At 52.8% G+C, this 20,701-nt stretch carries 20 protein-coding genes, 2 pseudogenes and 1 riboswitch; of the genes and pseudogenes, 14 read left to right on the forward strand and 8 right to left on the reverse strand.

Going from position 1 to position 20,701, the window contains the following annotated elements:
- The first annotated feature begins 323 nt into the window (after window positions 1-323).
- From DB847_RS05560 to emrD, 3 genes are all read left to right on the forward strand, one after another.
- Window positions 324-1,943 (forward strand): peptide ABC transporter substrate-binding protein, encoded by a 1,620-nt coding sequence (locus DB847_RS05560; RefSeq protein ID WP_108649799.1) that lies wholly within the window; start codon window positions 324-326, stop codon window positions 1,941-1,943.
- Window positions 1,944-2,004: 61 nt separating this feature from the next.
- Window positions 2,005-2,520 carry an acyloxyacyl hydrolase gene (locus DB847_RS05565; RefSeq protein ID WP_108649800.1) on the forward strand — a complete coding sequence of 172 codons (516 nt, stop codon included), beginning with the start codon at window positions 2,005-2,007 and terminating at the stop codon, window positions 2,518-2,520.
- A 463-nt stretch (window positions 2,521-2,983) separates the two neighbouring features.
- Entirely contained in the window at window positions 2,984-4,183 is a 1,200-nt protein-coding gene (gene emrD, locus DB847_RS05570) for a multidrug efflux MFS transporter EmrD (protein ID WP_108649801.1), read from the forward strand.
- A gap of 676 nt (window positions 4,184-4,859) precedes the next feature.
- Here the strand turns inward: emrD and pdxH are convergent.
- The 3 genes and pseudogenes from pdxH to DB847_RS05585 all read right to left on the reverse strand — a co-directional run bounded on the left by pdxH (window position 4,860) and on the right by DB847_RS05585 (window position 7,418).
- On the reverse strand, window positions 4,860-5,501 hold the full coding sequence (pdxH, locus tag DB847_RS05575) for a pyridoxamine 5'-phosphate oxidase (RefSeq protein ID WP_199911835.1): 642 nt from the start codon (window positions 5,499-5,501) through the stop codon (window positions 4,860-4,862).
- 24 nt (window positions 5,502-5,525) lie between these two features.
- Window positions 5,526-6,196: pseudogene (ribB, locus tag DB847_RS05580) on the reverse strand (3,4-dihydroxy-2-butanone-4-phosphate synthase).
- A 95-nt stretch (window positions 6,197-6,291) separates the two neighbouring features.
- Window positions 6,292-6,478, reverse strand: a riboswitch (FMN riboswitch).
- A gap of 130 nt (window positions 6,479-6,608) precedes the next feature.
- Window positions 6,609-7,418, reverse strand: coding sequence for a DsbA family protein (locus DB847_RS05585; protein ID WP_108649803.1), 810 nt, complete (start codon window positions 7,416-7,418; stop codon window positions 6,609-6,611).
- A gap of 255 nt (window positions 7,419-7,673) precedes the next feature.
- Here DB847_RS05585 and trhP point away from each other — a divergent pair.
- From trhP to glyA, 3 genes and pseudogenes are all read left to right on the forward strand, one after another.
- Window positions 7,674-9,025 (forward strand): annotated as a pseudogene (gene trhP / locus DB847_RS05590) (prephenate-dependent tRNA uridine(34) hydroxylase TrhP).
- A 1-nt stretch (window position 9,026) separates the two neighbouring features.
- Window positions 9,027-9,284 (forward strand): YfhL family 4Fe-4S dicluster ferredoxin, encoded by a 258-nt coding sequence (locus DB847_RS05595; RefSeq protein WP_108649804.1) that lies wholly within the window; start codon window positions 9,027-9,029, stop codon window positions 9,282-9,284.
- Between the two features lie 179 nt (window positions 9,285-9,463).
- Window positions 9,464-10,723 (forward strand): serine hydroxymethyltransferase, encoded by a 1,260-nt coding sequence (gene glyA / locus DB847_RS05600; RefSeq protein ID WP_108649805.1) that lies wholly within the window; start codon window positions 9,464-9,466, stop codon window positions 10,721-10,723.
- Between the two features lie 34 nt (window positions 10,724-10,757).
- Here glyA and DB847_RS05605 read toward each other — a convergent pair whose 3' ends face one another.
- From DB847_RS05605 to arsC, 5 genes are all read right to left on the reverse strand, one after another.
- The gene (locus DB847_RS05605) at window positions 10,758-11,054 is read right to left on the reverse strand and encodes a type 2 periplasmic-binding domain-containing protein (protein ID WP_108649806.1); all 297 of its coding nucleotides are present in this window, start codon (window positions 11,052-11,054) and stop codon (window positions 10,758-10,760) included.
- Between the two features lie 86 nt (window positions 11,055-11,140).
- Window positions 11,141-11,449, reverse strand: coding sequence for a transporter substrate-binding domain-containing protein (locus tag DB847_RS05610; RefSeq protein WP_108649807.1), 309 nt, complete (start codon window positions 11,447-11,449; stop codon window positions 11,141-11,143).
- Window positions 11,450-11,693: 244 nt separating this feature from the next.
- Complete coding sequence (locus DB847_RS05615; RefSeq protein ID WP_108649808.1) at window positions 11,694-12,467, reverse strand: substrate-binding periplasmic protein; 774 nt, start codon at window positions 12,465-12,467, stop codon at window positions 11,694-11,696.
- Window positions 12,468-12,684: 217 nt separating this feature from the next.
- Window positions 12,685-13,455, reverse strand: coding sequence for a substrate-binding periplasmic protein (locus tag DB847_RS05620; RefSeq protein WP_108649809.1), 771 nt, complete (start codon window positions 13,453-13,455; stop codon window positions 12,685-12,687).
- Between the two features lie 280 nt (window positions 13,456-13,735).
- Window positions 13,736-14,155, reverse strand: a complete 420-nt coding sequence (arsC, locus tag DB847_RS05625; protein ID WP_108649810.1) for an arsenate reductase (glutaredoxin) — start codon at window positions 14,153-14,155, stop codon at window positions 13,736-13,738.
- 272 nt (window positions 14,156-14,427) lie between these two features.
- On the opposite strand from arsC, the gene nrdR reads away from it, so the two are divergent.
- The 8 genes from nrdR (at window position 14,428) to trmB (ending at window position 20,648) form a co-directional block, all read left to right on the forward strand.
- Window positions 14,428-14,877 carry a transcriptional regulator NrdR gene (gene nrdR, locus DB847_RS05630; protein WP_108649811.1) on the forward strand — a complete coding sequence of 150 codons (450 nt, stop codon included), beginning with the start codon at window positions 14,428-14,430 and terminating at the stop codon, window positions 14,875-14,877.
- Window positions 14,878-14,879: 2 nt separating this feature from the next.
- Window positions 14,880-16,010, forward strand: a complete 1,131-nt coding sequence (gene ribD / locus DB847_RS05635) for a bifunctional diaminohydroxyphosphoribosylaminopyrimidine deaminase/5-amino-6-(5-phosphoribosylamino)uracil reductase RibD (RefSeq protein ID WP_199911736.1) — start codon at window positions 14,880-14,882, stop codon at window positions 16,008-16,010.
- Window positions 15,992-16,654, forward strand: coding sequence for a riboflavin synthase (locus DB847_RS05640; RefSeq protein ID WP_108649812.1), 663 nt, complete (start codon window positions 15,992-15,994; stop codon window positions 16,652-16,654). The genes ribD and DB847_RS05640 overlap by 19 nt, the downstream gene beginning before the upstream one ends.
- A 51-nt stretch (window positions 16,655-16,705) precedes the next feature.
- A complete protein-coding gene (ribBA, locus tag DB847_RS05645) occupies window positions 16,706-17,830 on the forward strand; it encodes a bifunctional 3,4-dihydroxy-2-butanone-4-phosphate synthase/GTP cyclohydrolase II (RefSeq protein WP_108649813.1) in 1,125 nt (374 codons plus the stop codon).
- Window positions 17,831-17,928: 98 nt separating this feature from the next.
- A complete protein-coding gene (gene ribH, locus DB847_RS05650; RefSeq protein WP_108649814.1) occupies window positions 17,929-18,393 on the forward strand; it encodes a 6,7-dimethyl-8-ribityllumazine synthase in 465 nt (154 codons plus the stop codon).
- An 18-nt stretch (window positions 18,394-18,411) separates the two neighbouring features.
- Complete coding sequence (nusB, locus tag DB847_RS05655) at window positions 18,412-18,825, forward strand: transcription antitermination factor NusB (RefSeq protein ID WP_108649815.1); 414 nt, start codon at window positions 18,412-18,414, stop codon at window positions 18,823-18,825.
- Between the two features lie 55 nt (window positions 18,826-18,880).
- Window positions 18,881-19,840, forward strand: coding sequence for a thiamine-phosphate kinase (gene thiL, locus DB847_RS05660; protein WP_199911836.1), 960 nt, complete (start codon window positions 18,881-18,883; stop codon window positions 19,838-19,840).
- 151 nt (window positions 19,841-19,991) lie between these two features.
- Window positions 19,992-20,648: a tRNA (guanine(46)-N(7))-methyltransferase TrmB gene (trmB, locus tag DB847_RS05665; protein WP_108649817.1), complete on the forward strand. Its 657-nt coding sequence runs from the start codon at window positions 19,992-19,994 to the stop codon at window positions 20,646-20,648.
- Window positions 20,649-20,701: the final 53 nt, after the last annotated feature.

Raw genomic sequence — 20,701 nt, forward strand, 5'->3', positions numbered from 1 at the left:
ATTGCAGCAAACAAGCGGCGAGATGATACGAGTCTGTCAGGATTTTGCAAGCGATCTTTCTGTCCCTGGTCACCTTTGTGGTTGGACTCCTCTACTGGCCATTTATGGACTCTATTCTTCAGGGTTTCATGATTGACCATCCAACATTCTCACCTTATGTGGTTTGTAGAACGCTCCCGGGATGTGCCTCTCTTCAGTAGCAAAAATAACACTAAGCATAGAGTAACCCCGGAACATCAACAGAGCCTGGCAGGAGCAGCTACACTTTTTAGGTAACCAGTATTCCACCTGAGTCGGGCATTGTGAGGAGGGTGAGGGGAAGGATGTTAAAGCTAGCTACTGCTTTCTTATGGGGCGCTATTCTGTCGCTCTTTGCGGCCCTGCCGCTTTTCGCCGATGCTCCTCCCGGGGTCAAGCTTGCGCAGCAACAGCAGCTGGTTCGTGATGTGGGGGATAAGCTTGATAATTTAGATCCACAAAAGATCGGCTCCAAGGCTGAGGTTTATACCAGCTGGGATCTGTTTGAGGGGCTGGTGACTTATAGCCCCGAAGGCAAGGTGATCCCCGGGGTGGCCAAGAGTTGGAGTGTTGAGCAAAACAGGGTTTACCGGTTTGTATTGCGCCAGGATGCTCGTTGGTCGGATGGAACGCCTGTGGTTGCTGAGGATTTTGTGTATGCCTGGCGCAGGGTCGTGGATCCCAAAAATGAGTCAAGCTACGCTTTTTATTTTGAGTTTGCTCACATTAAAAATGCTTTTGCCATCACCCATGGTCAGAAAAAGCCAGAAGCCCTGGGGGTGAAGGCTCTGTCTCCTTATGAGCTGGAGGTGAGTCTGGATCGCTCTGTGCCCTATTTCGTAGGGATGACCTCGCACCCGGCGATGTTTCCCGTCCCCAAAGCTTTGGTCGAGAAGTTCGGGGATAAGTGGACCCAGCCCGATCGCATGCTATCGAACGGCGCCTATCGGCTTAGCTGGTGGCAGCGCGGTAAACGGCTCGAGCTCAAGCGTAATCCCCACTACTGGAATAATCGACAGACGGTAATCGACAAGGTGGTATATCTGACTCAGACCTCCCCCGACAAGCAGTTGAAGGGCTACCTGGAGGGAAAGAGTGACTATACGGCTAGTGTTCCTTTGGATCGCTACCAGGAGCTCAAGCGACTTTACCCGGATGAACTCAAGGTCGACGACATGCTGGGGATCACCTATATCGGCTTTAACCTAAAGCGCAAACCCTTTGATGATCTTCGGGTTCGCCGGGCACTCTCTTATAGCATTGATCGGGATTACATCACTCAGACGGTACTTGCAGAGGGACAAAAGCCTGCCTATAGCTTTACTCCTCCCAGGATGCCGGGATTTATCTATCCAACTCTGAAATGGGAAAAGATGACCCAGGCCGAGCGGGACAAGCTGGCTAAGGAACTCTATCAGCAGGCCGGGTTTAATGCTGAAAAGCCCCTGAAGTTTGAGCTTCTTTATAACTTTGCCGAGAGTCATCGCAAGATGTCGCAGGCGATCGCCAAGCGCTGGCGTGAAGTACTGGGCGTCGAGGTGACTCTCAAGGAGGAACCCTGGCGTGATTATCGAAAGCTGGTCAAGCAGGGAGATTATGATGTGGCCCGGCTGGGCTGGGTTGCCGACTATTATGCGCCTTCATCCATGCTGTCTCTGTTTATCTGCGGAGGAAGCGAAAATATCCCTCGCTGGTGTTCCAAGACTTATGACAGTTTATTGCAAAAAAGCGCAGGACAGTTTGGGGGGCGGGTAAGGGCTCGCTTTTACGCGATGGCAGAGAGTTTACTAGCTAAGGAAGCCCCGATTGCTCCGGTATATCACTATGTGGTGGTTCGGTTGGTGAAACCCTATGTCGGGGGATATCGGAATAATTTAATGGATGTTCATTTGAGCAAGGATCTTTACCTGGTGGAGCATGAGTAGCCTGGGCTACTGGTGCTAAATCATCGAGGGTAGAGTGAGGAAAAGTTGTAAGGATGATGTTATGGGCAAAAGACAATGGATAGTCGCATTATTCGGATGTATCGTCGCTTCATGGTCAGCCTGGGGAAGTTCGGCCCTGGTCCTGTCTGCCGGGCATGGCAGTGGTTCGACCGATGTACTCAAGCTTGCGGTGCAAAAGCACTTTTCTAAGAGCTGGCTGCGTAGTGATGTGGGGGCACTTTATGCCAAGCAGCAGCTGTGGGTGGGGTACTGGAATAGTGATGCAAATAACCTCTGGTCTGTGGGGTATGCCCCCGTTGCTGAGTATCGTTTTTTCACCCAGGGTTATTGGCACCCCTATGTTGAGGCAGGGTTTGGCCCTGTCTATCTTTCCGGGGATTCGATTGGAAGTAAAAATCTGGGCTCCCATTACCAATTTGAATCTCGTTTTGGCATCGGATTGCGGGTGCGACACCACGATATCTCTGCCCGTTTGACCCACACCTCGAATGGGGGATTGAAGGATCCCAACGACGGGTTTGATAGCTGGGAGCTTGGGTATAGCTACCACTTCTAACTAGTTGATCCTAATATCGCTACACCTGCCGAAATGTGCACGTAGAGCCGCCATGAGCCCAGCCATGGAGGCTCTGTTGCGTCATCCCTGACACAATGGGTCTGCCTGAACATACCGCAGCGGCTGTCTAAGTGATCTACTATTTGGATCAGTCATTTAGTTAGATTACTAAAACTAATGCGATAAATTATAAGTTTTCGTCTATTTTTTGATTGCCAGATGTGATCTGCTTCACTATTATGCACGCAGCTCCCCGGCTCGGGGAGCCAACGGCCGTCCGGCCCGGCTCTTTTGGTGTTATCCAACATCTTCTGATGAGTTAAAGAGCCTGAACTGTTTTATTTAATTTTGCAGTGATCTTATTGATCTCTGCACCCTAAACTCGCGCTCTTTGCATCTTTTTTCGATCGCAAGGAGGGGCATTTTTGTCTGTGTTTTACAAGATTTGAGGAGGATCAGTGTTATGCGCAGCAAAGGTTTTTATTCACTGTTTACTCTGATTGTAATGCTGGTTGCCGTTGGGCAGATGACGCAGACCATGTATGTTCCTTCCATCAGTGAGATGGCCCGGGACCTCATGGTTCAGCCGGGGCGTTTACAGTCGGTAATGGCGGTCTATCTCATTACTTACGGTTTTTCGCAGTTTATCTATGGGCCACTATCCGATCGCATCGGTCGTCGCCCGGTGATCCTGGCTGGTGTCAGCATCTACCTGTTGGGTAGTGGAATAACCGTGGCGGCTGGCTCTCTGAGCGTTCTGTTGATTGGTAGCTTCATCCAGGGGATGGGGATCGGCTGCGGGGGCGTGATGTGCCGTACCGCGATGCGCGATCGCTTTACCGGTGCTGAGCTGCAAAAAGCCAACAGCCTGGTCAGCATGGGTCTGATTGTCTCACCACTACTGGCGCCGATCTTGGGGGGCTGGTTGACTGTGCATATGAACTGGACCGCCAGCTATTGGTTCCTGTTTATCTTCAGTGCGATCACCCTGTTGGTGATGGGATTTAAGTATGAAGAGACCCTGCCCAAGGAGGCTCGGGGCAACCAGTGCATGATCGCCAGCTATCGTTATGTATTGGGTAATGTTCGTTTTCAGGGCTACCTGCTGTGCCTGGTGGCCGTGACTGCAGGGGTGGTTTTGTTTGAATCTGCTGCAGGGGTGCTGCTTGGACATGTGCTTAAGCTCAGCAGTGAGACCGTGAGCCTGCTGTTTATCGTGCCTCTGCCAGGCTCCCTGTTTGGTTCCTGGCTGGTGGGTAAGTTGGCAAACCGGGTGTCGCACCAGAACCTTCTGAATCTTGGCATCGGTTTTCTGGCCGCCGGGGCCCTGGTCACCCTGATCCCAGGCTTGATGGGATTGGTGAACGTGGAAACCATCATTGGCGGTGCCACCCTCTATTTTGTGGGAGCGGGCGCTCTGTTTCCAACCGCAACCACGGGGGCGGTGGAGCCTTTCCCTCAGCAGGCGGGAACCGCTGGGGCAATCCTGGGTGGCATGTCTAACCTGGGGGCGGGTGCAGTGACTCTCATCGTGTCACTGCTGCCGATGAAGGGACAAATGACTCTCGGGGCATCCATGTTGATGATGGTGCTGCTGGTGGGCTTTAGCCTGCAGATGATCAAGCGTTATCGCGCCCTGGATGCGGTGGCAGCCCAAGGCTAAAACTCGGCTGGTTTTAGCTTGCGGTGGATGAGCTATGCTGCCTTGCAGAGAGCTCATCTCCAGCCTCGCTATTGTTTCAATAGTGAGGCTTTTTTATGTCCTGAGGATGACTGTTTGCCACTGCGTGGCAACTGTCGGTCTCGCCCGACTGGCGAGTCACTTTTCTGTCAAGAAACGTAACCAAAAGTTCGCTTCGCGCTGCGAGTCCCTCCGCAGAGCTACGCAGCTCGGCATCCTGCCTCGAAAAGCACAAGCCACAAATCTATAGCTCGCCTCGGCGCTCGCTCACGGGGGGAACTTCCTCTCTTCGATTCAGTAACAAAGGTACTTTTCCAGAGAGTCTTTTGAAGTTTCTTTTCAGAGCTGAAACCAGAATAGGGTTAAGCCGTAGGTTTCATCACGGTAGTAACTCACAGGTTTTCTCCCCCTTTGATTTGCACCGAAGAATAGCGCAGGGGATTGAGGTTGAAGGATATGGATATCCTGAAAGCAGAACTGAGCAGGGATGCTCGTATCTGCGTACCTCTAAGAACCTGTTATTCTGAGGAATGATGCAAATCGGGGGCACCCTCGGGGTTGTCAGGGGGACTGGGTGAGCAGTCCCCCTGACCCGCCGCCGCTCGGCAGCGGCAAATGTGCCACAGGCACAAATTAGCGGACCGCAGGTCAAAACACCTTATGGGGCGAGGCGCTCGATCTCCCAGCTCACCTCATCGGCCTGGTTGTAGACAAAGCGATCGTGTAGACGTTGGGCACCTCCTTGCCAGAACTCGATGCTCTCAACCACGACCCGATAGCCACCCCAGAAGGAGGGCAGGGGAACCTCACCCTTGGAGAACTTTTGTTTGAACTCCAGAAACTTAGCCTCCAGCAGACCACGGGCCGAGATCCGGCTTGATTGCTGGGAGACCCAGGCCGCGATCTGGCTGTCTTTGGGGCGGGAATTAAAGTATTTGAGCACCTCAAGTTTCCCGAGCTTCTCGGCACGTCCCATGATGTGAACCTGCCTGTCCAGCGGATGCCAGGGAAACAGCAGGCTGATCTTGTCATTTTCAGCCAGCTGCTGGGCCTTGCGGCTCCCCAGATTGGTATAGAACACAAAGCCTTTTTCATCATAGTGTTTGAGCAGCACGATTCGCTGGCTCGGCTGGCCACTGGCATCGGCGGTGGCGACACACATGGCGGTCGGATCGGTGAGTTTTGCCTCACAAGCCTGGCGTAGCCACAGCTCAAAGAGCTCTAGGGGCTGTTCGGGCAGATCCTTGCGACGTAGTCCGCCCTGGGTATATTCACGTCTTAGCTCAGATACATCGAGCATCATCTGCTTCCTCTTTCAAATAGATTAGGCGACCGCCTCTGGCTCTTGCACCTTGTCGGCCTGGGTCTGGCGATACAGAACCAGATCTTCGACGGTCAAAAATGGCATTTTATGCTTTTTGGCAAAGGCCAGCAGCTCCGGGAGTCGCGCCATGCTGCCATCTTCATTGGTAAGCTCACACAAGACACCGCTTGGCTGGTAGCCAGCAAGGCGCATCAGATCACAGGTCGCTTCCGTGTGACCCCGGCGCTCCAGGACACCACCATTGCGAGCCTTGAGAGGGAACACATGGCCGGGACGACACAGATCGCCAGGCTTCGCATCTTTGGCAATGGCGGCTTTTATTGTGGTTACACGATCGGAGGCTGAAACCCCGGTGGTGACCCCCGGGCCGCTTCTATGGTCACGGTAAATCCGGTTTGGTTGGCGCTGGTATTGTGCTCCACCATCATCGGAAGCTTAAGTTGATTGAGTCTTTCTTCGGTCATGCACAGGCAGACGATTCCGGAGCACTCGCGGATCATCAGCGCCATCTGCGCCGGGGTCAGGGTCTCGGCAGGGTAGATGAGATCCCCCTCATTCTCCCTGTCTTCATCATCGGCGACGACCACGCCGCGCCCCTCTCGAAGGGCTGCAAGAGCACGCTCTACCCGCTCGAGCGGGGTGCCGAAGGCATCGATTTCAAACTGATTCATGGTAATAACTCCTTTAGACAGATCATGATTTACCAGAATCAGGGCATAGGAAGGCAGCATGGACGCAACGGAGCTGCGAGCTGGCTGAACGACTGTCTTACCCTCTTTCATCCGGACTATTACCGTCGGCTCTGGTTTCTCACCAGATCTGCAGCCTGGGCCCGTGCAGATAGAAAGATTTTCTTCAAGGGATGAAGAATCGGCACAGGCAGGTTGCTCGTGGGCTCCCCGGTTCATCGGGTTACCACCGGTGGGGAGTTACACCCCGCCCTGAGAATAACGGCTGTTAGGGTAAAAAAAAATATCGTTGAAAACTAGCGATTTGCGCAAAGAGTCAGAAGATTCTGATGAAGTGGTGGTTTTTTAGGCGGGAACCAGGATGGTGAACGAAGTCACCATCCTGATAGCTGGATCAGGCTTTGGTTGCCTTGTCGATCGCTTGCTGCAGCTGAGGCAGTGGTGCGTAGCCCGGATAAACCGTGGTGCTCTCAAGATTTGCACCCTTGGTTGGCATCACGATAAAGGCTGGGGTTCCACGCAGTTGCAGTGTCTGCAGACCAAACTTGAGGTTACTCATTACCCGGCCATTGAGGGAGCCATCTTTGATCTCCTTCTCTGCCTTGGTGATATCGATCTTAAGCTTGGTGGCGATGCTATTGATATCCTTCACCGTCAGGGCACCTTCATCCTTACCGCTTGCAAACACGGCATCATGGTATTGGATGTATAGCTTGGATCCACCCTGCTGGTAGGCATACATACCCATCTCAGCGGCATAGCCCGATGCCTGCCAGCGCTGGGCAAAAATTGGGAACTCCTTGAAGACAAAGCGCACGCCAGGGTTGTTCTTCATCAACTGCTCAACCACTGAGTAAGCCTGGTGGCACACGGCACACTGATAATCAAAAAACTCAACCACGGTTACCTTGGCATCTTTAGGGCCGACCACAGGGGTGAGTGGGTCATTGATGATCTTCTGGCTGTTATCCAGGACGGTCTGCTTGAGCTGAGCGGTTTGCTTTTCCATCTCCTGCTGCTGCAGTTTCTGGCTCGCTTTGATCAGCACTTCCGGATGATCGATGATGTATTGTGCCGCGATCTGGCCGATCTGCTCGTCGCTACGGGTTGCAGTCGCGGTGTTGCTGTCTTTTGCCGGAGAGCAGGCACTCAGAGCCGAGGCGCCCAGAGCGATCATCGCCAGTGTGAGAACTTTTTTCTTCATGGATGCAGTTTCCTTAGGGGCTTGCGTCAAACCATTCAATGAGAGCAGCCATAGTATCAGTGTCAGGGGGATGCGCAAAACTCTTGTATCGGCACTTTTGGCGACATGGCTTTGTCCCGGGTGTGCACGGGAACCCTGTCGCTGCTTGTATTATATACAGCCAGCGATTGCATGGTGGTGCATAAGCCAGTAGAATCGCGCCTTCGATACCATCAGGTGGTATCGCCTGACCTGTCATCAGAAAAGAAACACACTATGCTCAAACCAGAATTACTCTCTCCGGCGGGAACGCTGAAGAATATGCGCTATGCCTTTGCCTATGGTGCCGATGCCGTTTATGCGGGCCAGCCACGTTATAGCCTGCGGGTGCGCAACAACGAATTTAACCACGAGAACCTGAAGCTTGGGATTGATGAAGCTCATGCTCTGGGTAAAAAGTTCTATGTGGTGGTGAATATCCAGCCCACAACGCCAAGCTTAAGACCTTCATTCGCGATCTTAAGCCTGTGGTCGAGATGGGGCCGGATGCACTGATCATGTCCGATCCTGGTCTCATCATGCTGGTGCGGGAAAACTTCCCGAATATGCCAATCCACCTGTCGGTGCAGGCCAATGCGGTCAACTGGGCGACGGTTAAGTTCTGGGAGACCCAGGGTGTTGAGCGGGTGATCCTGTCCCGTGAGCTCTCAATCGAAGAGATTGCCGAGATCCGTGAGAAGTGTCCGAAGATGGAGCTGGAAGTCTTTGTTCATGGTGCCTTGTGTATGGCCTACTCCGGGCGTTGCCTGCTGTCTGGTTATATCAACAAGCGCGATCCCAATCAGGGAACCTGCACCAACGCCTGCCGCTGGTCCTACAATGTGCATGAAGCCAAAGAGGATGAGGCGGGGCAGATTGTCGCGGTGCAGAAGGTGGATCCGACCCTTGGTATCGGAGCTCCGAGCGATGATGTGGTGCTGCTGGAAGAGAAAAATCGCCCCGGCGAGATGATGAGTGCCTTCGAAGATGAACATGGCACCTATATCATGAACTCCAAGGATCTGCGGGCGATTGAGCACGTGGCACGCCTGACCGAGCTTGGGGTGCACTCCCTGAAGATCGAGGGGCGGACCAAGTCTTTCTATTACTGCGCCCGCACCGCCCAGGTCTATCGCAAGGCGATCGATGATGCCTGTGCCGGTAAGCCGTTTGATCCGGCTCTGCTGGGGACCCTGGACAACCTTGCCAGCCGGGGCTATACCGAGGGCTTCTTCCGCCGCCATGTGCATAGTGATATGCAGAACTATGAGTATGGTTACTCAGTATCCGATAAGCAGCAGTTTGTGGGCGAGGTGACCGGTGAAAAGGATGGGATGCTGGAGATCGCGGTGAAGAACCGCTTTGAGCTTGGCAACAGCATCGAGCTGATGACCCCGCAGGGCAACTATCAGTTGGTCCTGTCACAGATCATCAATCGCAAGGGTGAGTCTGTCGAGGTTGCTCCCGGCAACGGACATACAGTGTATATTGAGAAGCCTGCGGGGCTTAGCAACAGTGAGTTTGGCCTGTTGATGCGTAACCTCGACGAGGGGCAAGATACTCGCAATCCGCATAAGCAGGGGAGCTGAGATGGCTTATCAAATCACCAAAGAGTGTATCAATTGTGATATGTGCGAGCCGGAGTGTCCAAATCAGGCGATCACCTTTGGTGAAGAGATCTATGAAATCGACCCGGATCGCTGCACTGAGTGTGTGGGCTTTTATGATAAGCCGACCTGTGTCAGTGTGTGCGCCATCAACTGTGTAGTGCTGGATCCCGAGCACCAGGAGACACCTGAGCAGCTCAAGAAAAAAGCGCAACAACTTCACCCCGAGCTTAAATTCTGATCCGCTTCTGTCTGGATTGAATCAAGCCAGCCCAGCGGGCTGGCTTTTTTGATCCTAAAAAAGCAGTCGCGTTATAAATTGATAACTCAGGTTTTCTGGAATAAAACAATGTTGTAACATCGGGGCTCAACAATCCTGTCCCCCTCTCCCTGGGGCCAACCATTAACTAGGAGATATGGATGTTAGATCACACCCCGATCGCAGATTATGATCCCGAGCTGTGGGCTGCTATTTCGGCCGAAAACGACCGTCAGGAGCAGCATATTGAGTTGATTGCCTCAGAAAACTACACCAGTCCACAGGTGATGGAGGTTCAGGGCTCCCAGTTAACCAACAAGTATGCCGAGGGATATCCGGCCCGTCGCTACTATGGTGGTTGTGAATATGTTGATAAAGCAGAGGCTTTGGCGATTGAGCGAGCCAAGGCGCTGTTTGGTGCAGATTATGTGAATGTTCAACCACACTCAGGCTCTCAGGCCAATGCTGCGGTTTACATGGCGCTGCTTCAGCCGGGTGATACCGTGCTTGGAATGAGCCTGTCCGATGGTGGGCACCTGACTCACGGCTCACCGGTGAGCTTTTCCGGAAAGATCTATAACGCCGTCACCTATGGAATTGATGAGCAGGGGCTCATCGACTATGACGAGGTGGCACGCCTGGCGCGTGAGCATCAGCCTAAAATGATCATTGGCGGCTTCTCGGCCTACTCCGGCCTGGTGGACTGGGCACGTTTTCGCGCAATTGCCGATGAGGTGGGAGCCTACCTGATGGTGGATATGGCCCATGTCGCAGGTCTGATTGCCGCGGGTCTCTATCCCAATCCACTTCCTCATGCCCATGTGGTGACCACCACAACCCATAAGACCCTGGCTGGCCCACGTGGAGGTTTGATCCTGGCCTCTAATGGTGATGAGAAATTCTATAAGAAATTCGACTCGGCCGTTTTCCCCGGCTCTCAGGGTGGCCCCCTGATGCATGTGATCGCTGCCAAGGCGGTGGCCTTTAAAGAGGCGATGAGCCCTGAGTTTAAGGCTTATCAGCAGCAGGTGGTGGATAATGCCAAGGCGATGGCAGAGGTCATTCAGCAGCGCGGCTATGACATTGTCTCCGGTGGCACCGAAAATCACCTGTTTTTGCTGAGCCTGGTGGGCAAGGGGATCACGGGTAAGGAAGCGGATGCTGCCCTGGGTCAGGCCAACATCACGGTGAATAAAAACTCGGTACCGAACGATCCCGAGTCGCCCTTTGTGACTTCGGGGATCCGCATCGGCACCCCTGCAATCACCCGTCGTGGACTGGGTGTGGAGCAGGCGAAGCTATTGGCCGGTTGGATCTGTGATGTGCTCGATGGGATCAAGGATCCGGCGGTGATTGAGCAAACCAAGCAGAAGGTTCTACAGCTGTGCCGGGACTACCCTGTATACAGCAATAACCGTTAATCTCCTTTGTCCCCGCTGCTTCAGACGGCGGGGATTACCCTTCATTACTGACGGCTCTGTTTATCTTTTTAAAGCAACGGGTCACCCGTCGCGAAGCATCCTTCTCTTTATAGAGCCTGAGCCCCGTATTAAAGCTATTGATCAGCTCCTGTGCGCCAGACACCTCTTTACTAACCAGAAAGTAGTGCTCCTTGACCGACAGGGGGTGGGGAGAGTTGCCGGTATCTCTTAGCTGCTGGCGAAAATGATTTCTGATGAGAAAGAAGCCCACACATTGGTTGATGGGGAATAGATCGATTTTACCCTCGAACAGCTTGTGCAGGTTTTCCATATCAGTATTTGCGGTAATGATTTTGACCCTCGGGTTCTTTTTGACCTCTTCATATTCCGGACCATACCAGTAGCCTTGGGTGGCTCCTATGGTGAGCTCTTGTTTTGTGGCGAGCCTCTCCCAGTTAAAGGGGCCTTGGGATTATCTTTGAGATAAAACCAGTAGACGCTGGTGGTAAAAGCCGGATCACTGTAATAGAAGTATTTGGCTCTCTCCTCACTATAACTCCAGCTGATGGTTGCCTGGTATTCACCTTGCTTGGCATCCTCGAATGCCTGCTCCCAGTTGGGCAGAAAGTGATAATGTGCGGTGATCCCCTGGCTTGCCAGAACGGCTGTGGTTATCTGTGGGGATATGCCGCCACCTTCGAGAGACTCCGAGTTCCAGGGGGCCACTCGGCATTGGCGATGTTGACCACCTGGCTAGCGAAAGCGAAGTGACTCAGGCACATGAGTAGGGTAGCGAATAGTAGATGCATCTTTATCCTACCTTGATGAAGAGGCCTTGAGATAAGTATAGTGACAGATGCACCCCGATTCGCCGGAGTTTGAGTTAGGTTGCTGATCTCTGGACTAAACCCTTAGCTACAAGCTGTCGCCCTGGCTCTTTATCATGAGAGCCTATCCATGTTACCCGAGACTATTGGTAGCTTTGGACGATCTCTTGTAGCTGACCATTTTTCTTCATCTTGGTCAGCTCCCGATTGAACGCATCAACAAAAGACAGCCATTTCTTGTTGAACATCAGTCGATAGTCCACATCGCCCACATCCTGTTTGGAGATCGCAAAATAGCCTTGCCATTGATGTCGGCGAATAAGCCAGCGCCCCACCCATTCATTGACGATGGCACCATCAAACCGATAAGGAGCCAATAGTAGCTTTCTGAGCTGCTGATAGCTGTCCATGTCATCCATGCGTAAGATCTGGTGCGTGTTGAAATAGGGAGCCAGCTTCGGGTAATGGTAGCCAAGTTGGGCACGCAACTTCTTGCCGATCAAATCTTTAGGGGAGCTAAACTGAAGTGGTCTCTGAATCGGGGAGAAAATCACATCTCGTGCTTTGAACATAGGCTCACTGAAAATGAACTGCTCGGGGTCAGGAGTCCACTCCATCGCTCGGGCAGTGGCATCCAGCTGGCCAAATCGCATCGATTGATCGACTCGTTTGCGTGGAGTCTTCACAGGGACAAGCCGGTAACCTTGCTGTTTTGCCACTCTTGATAGGATATCCCAGATGATCCCAGTGGGGAGACCCTCTTTATGGACGATCAGATAGGGAGGGTTTCCACGGGGAGGAATGCTAAAGCGCAGCAGCTTTTCGGTTGCCCGGGCCGGGAGACTTGATAACAGAAGGCACAGTGTGGCTCCCAGAAGAAGGGATAGTGAAATTCTCTTTTTGAGACTCGTTTGCATTGCTCATCTCCCTAAGCTCTCCCCTGAGTATAGGGGACTATAGCACTGGCTTATCCTGATTGCTGAGACGGTGGTGCTATTTTGGGAAATGTCTCGGGCTCTTCTGCAAGACTGTCGCTGGTTGGCAACCAAAGTTAGATTGATCAGATGAAAAGAGGGGGAAGCAAAGAGCTTGCAAGCTGGATGCCTCGGGGAGTGAGCAACATTGTGGTTCATATTACCTGATGGACTCGTAGCAACGGATCCTGAGTTTTGACGATTTCTCAGCCTTGTATTGTTTGAGTCCCTCATTAAATTTAGCAACCACCTGCTCAGCATTTGGAATGCGCTTGCTGACAATCAGAAAGTGCTCTTTCACTGAGAGGGGGTGGGGGGAATTACTGATCTGGTGTACTGCCTGCTTAAACCTGGATTTCAGCAGGAAAAAACCGACGCACTGGTTGATCGGAAAGAGATCGATCTTTCCATCAAGCAGCTTTTGAAAATTGATATTATCTGAGTCTTCCAGAACTATATTGATTCTTTCATCTTTGAGCATCTTTCCATACTCGGGGCCATACCAGTATCCGCGGGTGGCACCGATCACCAATCCCTGATGCTGTTGAAGCTTGTCCCACTCAAAGGGCGCCTTGGGATTATCTTTGAGATAGAACCAGTAGACATTGGAGGTAAAGACAGGATCGCTGTAGAGAAAATACTTGGCTCGCTCCTCGTTATAAACATAGCCGATGGAGCTATCGTATTGGCCCTGTTTGGCTGTCTCAAATGCCTCTTTCCAGGTTTTGAGATGGTGAAATTTTGCGGTGATACCCGAGTGGGCAAATGCGGCACGCACAATCTGTGGGGCAATTCCATCCCCCTTGAGGTGAACAGAGTTCAGGGGTGGCCACTCTGCATCAGTGACTGTGACCACCTGAGTTGCATATATTTGCTGGCTAAAGCCAAGTAAAAGCCCAAACAGAGCCGTCCTGAGGAATGATGCCCGCATAAGGGTTGAACTCTATCGCTTATCTCATGATGCTTCTTTGAGTATAGAGTGATGAGGTTTTATCTGCTTTGAGGACAGTTTTATTTAACAGAGGTAAAACTGTCCTCTACTCTGGCACATGAGTGGCGATTATCCTCCCTGATAATCTCTTATAGTTTGGGTGCTTGCGACGCGTTGCGCCGACTTGTCGTTGCTTTCTGCCGTAACTGGTTCGCCACATAAGGCTCAGGTTTGTCTCTGGGGTAGTGTCGGCGAACCGAGCTTGCTTTAATGAAAAGCTTTAGCTCTTATTTGATGTCGAGATAACAACCTCGCCATCCTCTTTTGAGAAAGCTGTTTGCTGGGGATTGGGTAAAATATCCAGCACCTTCTCTGAAGGGCGACACAGCCTCGTCCCCAGGGGAGTGACAACGATAGGGCGATTGATCAGGATTGGATGCTCCAGCATAGAGTCAATTATTGTCTCGTCACTGAGCTCAGTGTTATCCAATCCCAGCTCCTGGTAGGGGGTCCCTTTTTGCCGTAGCAGCTCTCCTGGTGTGATTCCCATGGCATTGATGAGTGACAGGAGCCTTTCCCGGCAGGGAGGGGTTTGCAGGTAATGAATGATGGTAGGCTGTTCACCGCTATTGCGGATCATCGCCAGGGTGTTACGAGAGGTTCCGCACTCCGGGTTGTGGTAGATGGTGATCTCGGACATTCTGGTTGCTCCTGAGTCAAAAAAGTGATGAAGGAAGTCTCATGCTGACCACTATAAAATAGGAATATTTATATTTCTAGATTGTTGGAAATTGAATTTAGTTAGGGTTTAGGTTATCCACAGCAAGATATCTGGTAGCGGGCTCCGGAGTGAGAGTCTTAATAACTTTACGCATATCTCCTGATTCCGGGAGCGAATGTGCCCTTGAGTCGGGCATCTTGGGAGTTATCTTGGTACACTCACCTTTTGCGAACTAAATCAGCGGAGGCCGCATGCATTGCCCTTTTTGTCATGCCCATGACACCAAGGTAATTGACTCTCGTCTGGTTGCCGATGGCCATCAGGTTCGGCGCCGCAGAGAGTGCTTACATTGTCACGAACGCTTTACCACCTTTGAAACCGCCGAGCTGGTGATGCCCAAGGTGGTCAAGAGTAATGGCAATCGTGAACCCTTTCATGAAGAGAAGCTCCGCAGTGGGATCCAGCGAGCCCTGGAAAAGCGCCCGGTGAGTGCCGATGACATAGAGCAGGGGTTAAACCGGATCATGTCTGCGTTACGTGCCACCGGTGAGCGGGAGGTAGAATCCTCTTATGTGGGGAATCTGGTGATGGAAGAGCTTAAGCAACTTGATAAGGTTGCCTATGTACGATTTGCCTCTGTGTATCGCTCCTTTAAGGATCTTCGGGAGTTTGAGCAAGAGATCGCCAAGCTGGAGAAGTAATAGTGTTCAGTGGACTGGATGAGAAGCTGATGGCACGCGCCATTGAATTAGCCAGGCGCGGCGAATTTACCACCACCCCGAACCCCATCGTGGGTTGTGTGATTGCAGATAATGACAAAATATTGGGGGAGGGAGCCCACCTTAAGGCCGGTGAGCCTCACGCCGAGGTTCATGCGTTGGCGATGGCTGGTGATAGGGCGCGTGGCGCTACTGCCTATGTGACCCTGGAGCCCTGTTCCCACTATGGACGCACACCCCCCTGTGCCAAGGCGTTGATTGAAGCGGGCATTGCCCGGGTGGTGATCGCCCAGGGAGATATTAATCCCGAGGTGTCCGGTGGTGGCATTCGCATGCTGCAGCAAGCCGGCATTCAGGTTGAACAGGGGCTGTTGGAGCTTGAGGCGCGAGTACTTAACCCCGGGTTTAACAAGCGGATGTTCTGTGGTTTACCCTATGTTACCGTTAAGATGGCGGCGACCTTAGATGGGCGCACCGCCCTGAGTAACGGTGAGAGCCAATGGATCACCTCGCCAGAGGCGCGATCCGATGTGCAGCTACACCGCGCCAGGAGCTGCGCTATTCTCTCCACGGCACAAACCGTGATCCGGGATGATGCCTCTTTAAATGTGCGTCCTGAGCAATCAAAGATCCTGGCACAGGGGTATCCTGATCTTCCCCTTCGTCAACCGCAGCGGATCATCATCGACTCTCAAAACCGGATCACCCCTGAGCAATCTTTGCTGCAAAAGCCGGGAGAGGTGTGGCTTGCCCGGCGTAATACGCAGGGAGGGTTCGGCTCTCAGGTGCAAGAGCTGGCCCTGCCGGTTACCGACTCAGGGAAAATCTGTCTTTCTTCTTTGATGCGCTATCTTGGTGAGCAGCAGATAAACTCTGTGTGGGTTGAAGCGGGAGCGGGTTTAGCCGGTGCCTTACTGGAGCAGCAGCTGGTGGATGAGCTGGTGGTTTATCTTGCTCCCAAGCTGATGGGCGATCAAGCTCGTGGCATGGCGCAGCTGCCAGATTACACCTCAATGAGCCAGCTTCCTGAACTTGAATTTACCTCAATCGAGCAGATTGGTCCCGACATTAAACTAACAGCGAAACCAACTAAAATATGTTTACCGGAATCATAGAAGCGGTGGGCCAGCTTCGGGCCATCCATAAAAAAGGCAGTGATTACTCTGTGCAGATTGATACTGCAGCCCTGGATCTCAGTGATGTGAAGCTGGGAGACAGCATAGCGACCAACGGTGTGTGCCTTACCGTGGTGCGGTTGTTGGATCATGGATTTGAGGCCGATGTTTCGGGGGAGACAATTCGCCGCACCGGCTTTGCTCACTATAGGCCGAACCAATCGGTGAATCTTGAGAAGGCTCTGACTTTGTCGACCCGTCTCGGCGGACACCTGGTCAGTGGGCATGTAGATGGGGTGGCCGAGGTGGTGAGTCGCAAGCAGCATGGGCGCGCGATCGAGTTTTGGATGAAGGCTCCCCGGGAGCTGGCGCGCTACATCGCCGAGAAAGGCTCGGTAACGGTCGATGGGGTTAGCCTGACGGTCAATGATGTGCGGGCCGAGCAGTTTTTGCTGACCATAGTCCCCCATACCCTGGAGCAAACCAGCATAGATAGCTGGCAGGCGGGAGGTAAAATCAACCTCGAAGTCGATCTGCTGGCGCGCTATCTCGAACGTTTATTTGACCCCACATTAAGAGGCGAGAGCTCGTCAAAGGGTGAGGGGCTGGAGCAGCTATTGATGAAAAATGGGTTTATGCGCTGAGTTAGGATTAAACATGGCTGGTAGTTCTGGATATTCAGCTTAGGAGAGAGCATGGGATTGAGTGATACACAAACCATTATCCAGGCGATAGCCCGGGGTGAGATGGTGATCCTGATGGATGATGAGGACAGGGAAAATGAAGGCGATCTCATCATGGCGGCCGAGAAGGTCACCGCCGAGCATATTAATTTTATGGCCCGTTATGGACGGGGGCTCATTTGCCTGACCTTGACACAGGCTCGTTGTGAACAGCTTAAACTCCCGCTAATGGTGGATCGCAACCGTTCACCCTATGCCACCAATTTTACCCTGTCCATTGAGGCGGCAACCGGGGTCACCACAGGTATTTCGGCGGCGGATCGGGCGCGGACGGTGCAGGCCGCCGTTTCACCCGATGCAAAGCCCCGGGACCTGGTGCAGCCGGGGCATATCTTTCCGCTGATGGCCCGTAATGGCGGGGTATTGAATCGGGCCGGCCACACAGAGGCAGGATGCGATCTGGCCCGTATGGCCGGATTTGAACCTGCCGCTGTGATTGTCGAGATCCTCAATGAGGATGGCAGCATGGCGCGGCGCGCCGATCTGGAGCAGTTTGCCAAGGAGCACAAGCTAAAGCTTGGGACCGTTGCCGATCTCATTGAATACAGGATCCGCACCGAGAGCACCATAGAGCAGATCTCCTGCCAGAGCCTGCAAACCCGCTATGGTGAGTTTGAGCTTTTTACCTTCCGGGATACGGTCGATCAGCAGCTGCACCTGGCTTTAAGAGCTGGCGGGGAGCCTTGCCAAGATCAGCCGACCCGGGTCCGGGTGCATCTGCATGATCCCCTGACGGATCTGCTGGCGAGAGATACTCACTCAACCCATGGCTGGACCCTGGATAACTCACTACGCTACCTTGCTGAGCAGGGAGGGGTCCTGGTTCTGCTTAAAGGAGTTGTTAGTGGCGATCAGCTGGAGCAACAGCTTGAGCAACTGCATGAGTTACAGGAGAGTGCCCAGTCCTGTCAGCCAACCCGCGATGGTTCACGATTGATTGGTGCTGGCTCGCAAATCTTAAAGCAGCTTGGTGTTTCCCGAATGCGCCTGATGGGAGCCCAAACCCCGTATCATGCGTTGTCTGGCTTTGGCCTTGAGATCGTCGAGTTTCTCTCGGCACCACAAGCGCTTAGATAAAGCGCTCAGATAAACGCTTTTTCTGTGATTGAGTTCTTCTGTCACGGTTCGGTTGTGCTAGAATGATGCGAATTTTTTAATGCATGGTAGGACGTTCCATGAAAGTGATTGAAGGGCAGATCCCTGCACCCAATGCAAAGATTGCGATTGTGGTGGCGCGTTTTAATAGTTTCATCAATGAGAGCCTGCTGGAAGGAGCCGTTGATGCGCTGAAACGTCAGGGACAGGTGGCAGAGAGCAACATCACAGTGATCTATGTGCCTGGAGCATTTGAGATCCCACTGGCCAGCAAGCGCCTGGCAGCCTCAGGCAAGTTTGATGCCGTGGTTGCACTGGGTTGCGTGATCCGGGGTGGTACGGCTCATTTTGAATATGTAGCCGGTGAGTGTACCAAGGGGGTAGCCCAGGTCTCTTTGCAGCATGATGTACCTATCGCTTTTGGTGTACTGACCACTGAAAATATTGAGCAGGCGATTGAGCGTGCAGGGACGAAAGCAGGCAATAAGGGAGCTGAAGCCGCGCTCTGCGCACTTGAAATGATTAATGTGCTCACAGAGTTATAAGAGATTAGGAGAGCGGTTTTGAAACCATCAGAGCGCCGAAAGGCTCGTCGATTTGCAACCCAGGCGATCTACCAGTGGCAGATCACACAGGATCCGATCACAGATATTGAAGAGCAATTCAAGGTTGATCAGGATATGAAGGGCACAGATCTGGATTATTTTTCTGAGCTGGCATCCGGTGTTGCCGTGCACACCGCCGAGCTGGATCAGGTGATTGCGCCCCTGCTGTCTCGTCCATTCGAAGAGGTCGATATGGTCGATAAGGCGATCTTGCGCCTGGCATTTTACGAGTTTGTGAAACGCCCTGATATTCCCTACAAGGTTGTGATTAACGAAGCGATTGAGCTTGCCAAGACATTTGCGGCCGAAGAGAGCCACAAGTTTATCAATGGTGTGCTTGACCGTTATGCGCAAGCACAGCTAAAAAGCTAACTTCAAGGATGCATGAGGGCCAGCTAACTCAGCTGGCTTTCTTTTATTTATGGCCATTTCAGAGTTCCAACTGATAGAAAAGTATTTCTCCAACCACGCGAATCGCCAGGATGTCCTTGAAGGACCGGGGGACGATTGTGCGATCCTCGATGTTCCCGCCAATAACTCGCTGGTGGTGAGTACCGACACCCTGGTATCCGGGGTGCACTTTTTGCCGGATATGGACCCAAATGCCCTGGGTTACCGCGCACTTGCGGTAAATCTCTCCGATCTGGCTGCTATGGGGGCCGATCCGCGCTGGGTCTCACTGGCGTTGACTCTCCCCGAAGTTGACGAAGCCTGGATAAAATCATTCTGTGATGGCTTTTTTGAGCTGGCAGAGTACTACAATGTGGCCCTGATAGGCGGGGATATGACCCGGGGACCCTTGTCGATTACGGTTTCGGTGAAAGGAACTATTCCCGAGGGCAAGGCACTGCTCCGCTCTGGCGCTAAAGCCGGCGATCTCATCTATGTGTCCGGGCGCCTGGGCGATGCTGCCCTGGCTCTGGAGCACCTGCTGGGGCGTCGCACCCTGCCTTCTCAGCAGTTTGATGCCCTTAAACTCAAGCTTGAGTTTCCGCATCCACGTATCTTGGCGGGGCAGGCTCTGCGCGGTATTGCCTCCAGTGCCCTGGATATTTCTGATGGCTTGCTCTCGGATCTCGGGCATATTACCCGGGCCTCCAATGTCAGGGCGCAGATCCACCTGGAGCAGCTCCCCCTGTCTGAATCGATGCGAGCCCTGACCGAGCCCGAAGAAGCCTGGCGATTGGCATTGGGGGGAGGTGATGATTATGAGCTGTGTTTTACCGTTCCTGAAGCCCACAGGGGCTCCCTGGATACGGCACTGGCTCACTCCGGAGTACGCCATACCTGTATCGGGCGGATTGTACCGGGTGAGCCGGGCGTGGAGCTCTACCACGATGGCCATAAGATAGAACTTGAGGCCAGAGGCTGGGATCACTTTGCCTGATCAGCCTGAGACGCTGAGCAATCCTGATCGGGTTTGCTCAGCTTATTGTTACTATTTGCTATAGCCTCTTTTCTTCTCAGTATTCTTCGAATGAATCTTAAACCCCTTCTTTGTTTAGCTGAGCCTTTACGATGTATTGCATAGGATCAAGATGACTCAATCTAGAATCGTTACCAGCAACCAGCCAGGTCCCCATCCAAGGCTTGAAGAGGTGGTCAGGCGCCACCTGAAATATCCAACCCGACGTCCGGTGCATCAGCCGACTCAGGAAGTTTTTGAGGCACTGGCTCCGAGGATTGAGGCTTGGCAGGGACCGCTGATTTTTGACTCCTGCTGTGGTGTAGGGGAAAGTACATCGGCAATTGCCAAGTTGCATCCGGATGCTCTGGTGATAGGGCTGGATAAGTCGGCAAATCGCCTTGCCCGCCATCAGGGAGCCGGAGAGGCGAGTGAAAACTACCTGCTGGCACGGGTCGATCTCAATGATTTTTGGCGTCTGGCGGTAAAGGCGGGCTGGACTCTGGATTATCACTATCTTTTGTATCCAACCCCCTGGCCTAAAGCCGGCCACCTGCAGCGACGCTGGCATGGCAGTGAAACCTTCTCTGATCTGGTGAAGCTCAAGGGTAAGCTCGAGCTTCGCAGTAACTGGAAGCTTTACCTTGAAGAGTTTGCGATCGCTCTGGATATTGCTGGCTATCAAAGTCGACTCAATTCGATAGAGCCGGATAATCCCATCACTCCCTTCGAGCGTAAATATCAGGCGAGTCTGCAGCCCCTTTGGCAACTTAGAGCTGATTTGAGTTGAGCCTGGACATAATTTTCATAACTTAGGTCGCCGGGTTGAAGCTCTCTGTCTAT

Origin of the sequence: Dongshaea marina, from assembly GCF_003072645.1 — a bacterium.
GTDB lineage: Bacteria > Pseudomonadota > Gammaproteobacteria > Enterobacterales > Aeromonadaceae > Dongshaea > Dongshaea marina.